7 protein-coding genes and 1 pseudogene are annotated in these 6,160 nt (G+C 67.2%); 5 read left to right on the forward strand and 3 right to left on the reverse strand.

The features are described from left to right. The 3 genes and pseudogenes from RMO30_RS02980 to RMO30_RS02990 form a co-directional block, all read right to left on the reverse strand. Positions 1 to 416, reverse strand: a pseudogene (locus RMO30_RS02980) (molybdopterin molybdenumtransferase MoeA); the annotation flags it as partial. Further along, positions 413 to 697, reverse strand: coding sequence for a DUF6457 domain-containing protein (locus RMO30_RS02985; RefSeq protein ID WP_309709312.1), 285 nt, complete (start codon positions 695 to 697; stop codon positions 413 to 415). The pseudogene RMO30_RS02980 and the gene RMO30_RS02985, both read right to left, overlap by 4 nt. Further along, the gene (locus tag RMO30_RS02990; RefSeq protein WP_309709315.1) at positions 694 to 1,269 is read right to left on the reverse strand and encodes a molybdenum cofactor guanylyltransferase; all 576 of its coding nucleotides are present in this window, start codon (positions 1,267 to 1,269) and stop codon (positions 694 to 696) included. Before RMO30_RS02990 ends, RMO30_RS02985 begins: the two co-directional genes overlap by 4 nt. Positions 1,270 to 1,325: 56 nt before the next feature. On the opposite strand from RMO30_RS02990, the gene fdhD reads away from it, so the two are divergent. The 5 genes from fdhD to hisF all read left to right on the forward strand — a co-directional run. After that, the gene (fdhD, locus tag RMO30_RS02995; RefSeq protein WP_309709318.1) at positions 1,326 to 2,195 is read left to right on the forward strand and encodes a formate dehydrogenase accessory sulfurtransferase FdhD; all 870 of its coding nucleotides are present in this window, start codon (positions 1,326 to 1,328) and stop codon (positions 2,193 to 2,195) included. Further along, complete coding sequence (locus RMO30_RS03000) at positions 2,192 to 4,516, forward strand: FdhF/YdeP family oxidoreductase (RefSeq protein WP_309709321.1); 2,325 nt, start codon at positions 2,192 to 2,194, stop codon at positions 4,514 to 4,516. Before fdhD ends, RMO30_RS03000 begins: the two co-directional genes overlap by 4 nt. After that, entirely contained in the window at positions 4,513 to 4,776 is a 264-nt protein-coding gene (locus RMO30_RS03005) for a phosphoribosyl-ATP diphosphatase (protein ID WP_309709323.1), read from the forward strand. The genes RMO30_RS03000 and RMO30_RS03005 overlap by 4 nt, the downstream gene beginning before the upstream one ends. A gap of 43 nt (positions 4,777 to 4,819) precedes the next feature. After that, entirely contained in the window at positions 4,820 to 5,659 is an 840-nt protein-coding gene (gene hisG, locus RMO30_RS03010) for an ATP phosphoribosyltransferase (RefSeq protein ID WP_309709327.1), read from the forward strand. Positions 5,660 to 5,701: 42 nt separating this feature from the next. After that, positions 5,702 to 6,160, forward strand: a 459-nt coding sequence (gene hisF / locus RMO30_RS03015) for a HisA/HisF-related TIM barrel protein (protein WP_309709330.1), incomplete at its 3' end; no start/stop codon positions are given.

Below are 6,160 nucleotides of genomic sequence, written 5' to 3' on the forward strand. Positions count from 1 at the left end.
CGGATGCCGGCCGCCACGAGGAGTTCCCCGACTCTGGCCTCCTCTGCCGGGGGGCGGATGTGATCCCGGTCATCGGAGCGATCGAGTACGAGCTCGCCGCCCTCGACGTGAGCGTTCTCGCTGCGGACGACGGCATCCGCCCCCACCGGGAGTAGACCGCCGGTCACGATCGTCGTCGCCTCGTCCGGATGCAGCGGACCACGGGGCTGGAGCTCCCACGGTCCGAGCCCGTTGACCGCCCAGCCATCCATCGCCGCTGAGGCGTAGTGGGGGATGTCGATCGCGGCGGTCACGTCACGGCGCAGCACCCTGCCGAGCGCGGCGTCGAGCGCGACCTCCTCGCTTCCGAGTGGCGCGGCGGCACGGGCCGCGCGGAGGCGGGCCTCCGACCAGGGGAGGCGACCGGGGTGGCTCACGAGCGACGGGCCGCCAAGTCTCTGGCGATGCGCGTCGCTTCTTCCGCAGCCGCAGCTGGATCCTCACCGCTCGCGGCAGAGCGTCCGGCGACGAAGCCGACGAGGTAGGTGGTCAACGGGGCAGCGGGCCGTACGACGGCGTGTGCGACCACGCCAGCGAGCCCGAGTACCGAGCGGATGTCGACGTCGGCGTCGATGCCGAGGGCGGAGCGCACCTCGGCCGACCACTCCGCGAGGATGCCGTCCGTCTCGTCGGGAGGGGGTGGGTCTGACTCCGTCATGGGGAGCTCCTGTCGGTCGTGCGGGTTGCGCCGAACCGTGCGGCGTCGTCCCAGGTGTCGATATCGTCGGTGGATCCCTCGGGAACCACCACCTCGACGAGATCGAGATTACCGAGCAGCCTGCGCATCGAGGCGTCGACAACGGTCGGCAACTGTTCGATCGCTGCCGCGAGGGCGACATTTCGCACGACGATCATGAGCTGCTGACGGCGCTCCCGATCGACCGCGATGACGCCGTCACGGGCGAAACCATCGATCAGTGCGGGAAGTGCCGCTGCCATGTCGGGCATGTCGCAGGCGAGCACGAGCAGGGCATCGGCATCACTCGGGAGGGCGCGAAGCCCCGCCGCGATCGCAGCAACTGGGCCGGCGAACGCGGGCTGCTCGCGCACGGAGGGCACGTCATCCATGCCCTCGTCACCGACGATGAGGACGTGTCGCACGCCGGACGCTTGGACCGCCTCCACAGCGCGGCGCAGGAGGGTCTCGCCCCCGATCTGCAACTTCTGCTTATCGGAATGGCCCAGGCGCGACGATCGACCCCCTGCGAGAATGAGAGCGTCGACGATCATGCCGAACACTCTAAGACTCAGGCCCCGGCGCATCACTCTCGTGATAGGTATTGGACATGGGAAGAATCACCGCAAGGAAGCGGATCACCCGAATCACCCTGGGCGAGAACTCCGCTGACACGACGCTGTCCCGCCGCGAAGACCTGCTCGCCGTCGAGGAGCCGCTCGAGATTCGGGTCGGCGGCTCGTCGCTCAGCATCACGATGCGCACCCCGGGGCACGACTTCGACCTCGCGACCGGGTTCCTGATCTCGGAGGGGGTCGTAGCGGATGCCGGCCAGATCACAGCAATCCGCTACTGCGCCGGCGTCACCGAAGAGGGTGAGAACACCTTCAACGTGCTCGACGTGACTCTCGCGAAGGGCGTTGCAGCGCCAAATACGAACCTTGAGCGCAACTTCTACATGACGTCTTCGTGCGGTCTGTGCGGCAAGGCGAGCATCGACGCCGTGCGCACCGCATCGCATCACGCCGTTGCGCACGACCCGCTCGTGATCGACGCGGCCCTTCTGGCATCCTTCCCCGACCGCCTACGGGCCGGGCAAGACGTCTTTGACAAGACCGGCGGGCTGCATGCTGCCGCACTGTTCGACGGCCGCACCGGCGAGATGCTCGTGCTTCGGGAAGACGTCGGTCGCCACAACGCCGTCGACAAGGTCATCGGCTGGGCGTACGGGGAAGGGCTGCTGCCGCTGACCGGAATGGTGCTCCAGGTCTCCGGACGCGCGAGCTTCGAGCTCACGCAGAAGGCGTCGATGGCGGGCATCCCGATTCTCGCCGCTGTCTCGGCGCCCTCGTCGCTCGCTGTCGATCTCGCCGAGGAGTCGGGGATGACGGTGGTCGGCTTCATGCGGGGCCGTTCGATGGTGGTCTATGCCGGCGAGCAGCGGGTGGCTGTTCCCGCGCTGGCGGAGGCGGCTCGATGAGCGACGAACCGACGGAGGTCTATCCCGACATCCACGTCGGGCACAACGAACCGTGGGCGGTCGGGGTGCCGGCGATCCTCAACTCGATGGAGCCGGCGCTCATGGAGATGGGGGTCGCCCGCACGGCGAAGTTGTCGCTCGCGATCAACCAGAAGGACGGCTTCGACTGCATGAGCTGCGCGTGGCCCGACCCCGGCCACCGCAACACGCTCGAATTCTGCGAGAACGGCATGAAGGCCGTCACCTGGGAGGCGACGCCGATCACCGTGCCGCGCTCGTTCTGGGACGAGAATTCGCTTGCCGCGCTGCTCGATCGCGATGAATACTGGCTCGGGCAGCAGGGTCGACTCACCGAGCCGGTCTACAAACCCGCCGGATCCGACCACTACGAGCCCGTCAGCTGGGAACGCGCGTTCGAGATCGTGGCGGAGCGGCTCAACGCCCTGAAGTCGCCCGATGAGGCCGCGTTCTACACGTCGGGGCGCACGGCCAACGAGACGGCGTTCCTGTACCAACTCTTCGTGCGGGCCTTCGGCACCAACAACCTGCCCGACTGCTCGAACATGTGCCACGAATCCACCGGCACGGCGATGGGCGAAACGCTCGGCATCGGCAAGTCGACGATCGCGTACGACGACTTCGAAAAGGCCGATCTCGTCATCGTCATGGGGCAGAACCCGGGCACCAACCACCCGCGGATGCTCGCGGCACTCGAGGACTGCAAGCGGGCCGGGGGCCGGGTCATCGCGGTGAATCCGCTGCCCGAGGCGGGCCTCATCCGCTACAAGAACCCGCAGAAGGTGCGCGGCATCATCGGCAGGGGCACCGCGATCGCGGACATGTTCCTGCAGATCCGCTCGGGGGGCGACATGGCGCTGTTGCAGGCGACGTCGAAGCGCGTTCTCGAAGCAGAGGCTGCGGCGCCCGGCACGGTGCTCGACCACGACTTCCTCGCCGAGCACACCTCGGGCTTTGAGGAATTCACCGCACACATCACGGATCTCGACCACGCCGCCGTGCTCGCAGCCACCGGACTCACCTCGGTCGAGATCGAGGCGTTCGCCCAGGAGTATTTGAAGGCCGACAAGGTCATCATCACCTGGGCAATGGGTCTCACCCAGCAGAAGAAGGCTGTCGCGACGATCAAAGAGATCGTGAACCTGCTGCTGCTGCGCGGCAACATCGGCAAACCCGGGGCCGGGGCCTCCCCGATCCGCGGGCACTCCAACGTGCAGGGCGACCGCACGATGGGCATCTGGGAGAAGATGCCCGAGCGCTTCATGGATGCGATGGATGCCGAGTTCGGATTCCCGGTGCCGCGCGGGCACGGCTACGACGCCCTGCAGACAGTCGAAGGGCTGCAGCGCGGCGACGTGAAGGTGTTCATCGCGATGGGCGGCAACTTCGTCGGCGCGATCTCCGACACCGCCGCCGCGGAAGCCGCGATGCGGGGGGCTTCGCTCACGGTGCAGGTCTCGACGAAGCTCAACCGCTCACACGTCGTCACCGGCGACGAGGCGCTCATCCTGCCGACCCTCGGGCGCACCGAGATCGACGTTCAAGCAGCCGGCCCGCAGTTCGTGTCGGTCGAAGACAGCGTGTGCGCGGTGCACGCGTCACACGGCGCGGTGAAGCCCGTCGGTGACGATCTGCTCTCCGAGGTCGCGATCGTCGCGCGGATGGCGAAAGCGACCCTCGGCGACCGCTACGGCATCGAATGGGATGCCTTCGAGCGCGACTACGACACCATCCGCGAGCGCATTGCCCGCGTCGTTCCCGGATTCGCCGACTTCAACACGGTCATTCGCAAGAAGGGCGGGTTCATCCTGCCGAACGGGCCGCGTGACGCGCGCCGGTTCGACACGAAAACCGGCAAGGCGATGATCACCGTCAATGAGCTCGAACACCTCGAGCGCCCGGCGGGCCGACTCATTCTGCAGACGATGCGGTCGCACGACCAGTTCAACACGACGATCTATTCGCTCAACGACCGCTACCGGGGTATCACGAAGGGGCGCGACGTCATCTTCGTGAACCCCGACGACCTGTACGAGCTCGGTCTCGCGGACGGCCAGCGGGTCGACATCTTCAGCGAGTGGAAAGACGAGCCCGATCGCGTGCTGCGCAACTACCGGGTCGTCTCCTACCCGACCGCGAAGGGCTGTGCCGCCGCGTACTACCCGGAAGCCAACGTTCTGGTGCCCCTCGCGAGCGCGTCCGAGGAGAGCAACACTCCCGCCTCGAAGGCCGTCATCGTTCGGCTCGAGCCCGTCGCGGGCGGCGGCAGGCGCGACACCAGCCCGCTACCCTGGGGGCTGTGAAGACCTGGGACGGACTGTTCGAGGAGCTCACGGCGACCGCCGCATCGGAAACCAAGGGCTCCCGCACTGTCGAGCTGCTCGATGCCGGGGTGCACGCGATCGGCAAGAAGATCGTCGAAGAAGCGGCCGAAGTGTGGATGGCGGCCGAGTTCGAGAGTGACGAGCGCACCGCCGAAGAGATCTCGCAACTGCTCTACCACCTGCAGGTGCTCATGCTCGCGAAGAAGCTCACCCTCGAGGATGTCGGGCGACATCTGTGACTCGTCGCCCACCGTTCCCCCTCGACTGAAAGACTTGCGCCAAATGCTTCGAATCGCCGTGCCCAACAAGGGCACTCTCTCCGAGACCGCCGTGGATATGCTCCGCGAAGCGGGCTACGCGGTGCGCCGCGACCCCAAAGAGCTCATCGTGCCCGACCCGCGCAACGACGTCGAGTTCTTTTACCTGCGCCCGCGCGACATCGCGACCTACGTCGGATCGGGTGCCCTCGACGTCGGAATCACCGGCCGTGACCTCCTGCTCGACTCGCACTCGACGGCGGTCGAAATCGACGAGTTCGATTTCGGAGCGTCGACATTCCGCTTCGCCGGACCGGTGGGGGAGTTCTCAAAGCTCGCCGACCTGTCGGGCACCCGCGTCGCGACGAGCTACTCGGCACTCGTCGAGGACTTCCTCGAGGCTCAAGGAGTGCGCGCGACGGTGGTTCACCTCGACGGCGCTGTGGAGTCGGCGGTTCGCCTCGGGGTTGCGGATGCCGTAGCCGACGTCGTCGAGACCGGATCCACGCTGCGCAAGCAGGGGCTCGAGATTTTCGGCCCGGTGATCCTCGAGTCGACCGCCGTGCTCATAGCGGCGCGGGAGGACGTTGACGGCCTCGAGACCTTCCGCCGTCGGCTGCAGGGCGTCATGGTCGCCCGGCGTTACGTGTTGATGGACTACGACCTGCCCGCCGATCTCATCGAGCAGGCGTCGACGATCACGCCGGGCTTCGAGTCGCCTACGGTCTCGCCGCTGCGCGACACGGGGTGGGTCGCGGTGCGGGTGATGGTGCCGCGTGACGACACCAACGAGGTGATGGATGCGCTCTACGCTCTGGGTGCCCGCGCGATCCTCGTGTCGTCGATCCACGCCGCCCGGATCTGAGGCCGCGATGAGCGTGGCCGGCAGTGCTTTCGGGGTCGCCCCGTGACCGTGGCGATCCGTGTCATCCCGTGCCTCGACGTCACCGAGGGACGCGTGGTGAAGGGCGTCAACTTCGAGAATCTGCGCGACATGGGCGATCCCGTCGAACTCGCTCGCTCGTACTACGAGCAGGGTGCCGACGAGATCACCTTCCTCGACGTCACAGCGACGGTGGATGCGCGCGCCACGATGTACGCGACGGTGACGGCGACGGCCGAACAGGTTTTCATCCCGCTGACGGTGGGCGGCGGAGTGCGCAGCCCCGAGGACGTTGCGCGGTTGCTGGCGAGCGGAGCCGACAAGGTGGGCGTGAACAGCGCAGCGATCGCGCGGCCCGAGCTCGTCGGAGAGATCGCCGACCGCTTTGGCGCTCAGGTGCTGGTGCTCTCGCTCGACGTCAAGCGCAGTCCGCGCACGGCAAGTGGCTTCGTCGTGACGACCCACGGCGGTCGTACCGAGACC

The organism is Pseudolysinimonas sp. (assembly GCF_031389465.1).
Lineage (GTDB): Bacteria > Actinomycetota > Actinomycetes > Actinomycetales > Microbacteriaceae > Pseudolysinimonas_A.

Bases quoted from the DNA above. Each gene is read 5' to 3' on its own strand.
- RMO30_RS02985 (WP_309709312.1), bottom strand. From the start codon at position 697: ATGACGGAGTCAGACCCACCCCCTCCCGACGAGACGGACGGCATCCTC.
- RMO30_RS02990 (WP_309709315.1), bottom strand. From the start codon at position 1,269: ATGATCGTCGACGCTCTCATTCTCGCAGGGGGTCGATCGTCGCGCCTG.
- fdhD (WP_309709318.1), top strand. From the start codon at position 1,326: ATGGGAAGAATCACCGCAAGGAAGCGGATCACCCGAATCACCCTGGGC.
- RMO30_RS03000 (WP_309709321.1), top strand. From the start codon at position 2,192: ATGAGCGACGAACCGACGGAGGTCTATCCCGACATCCACGTCGGGCAC.
- hisG (WP_309709327.1), top strand. From the start codon at position 4,820: ATGCTTCGAATCGCCGTGCCCAACAAGGGCACTCTCTCCGAGACCGCC.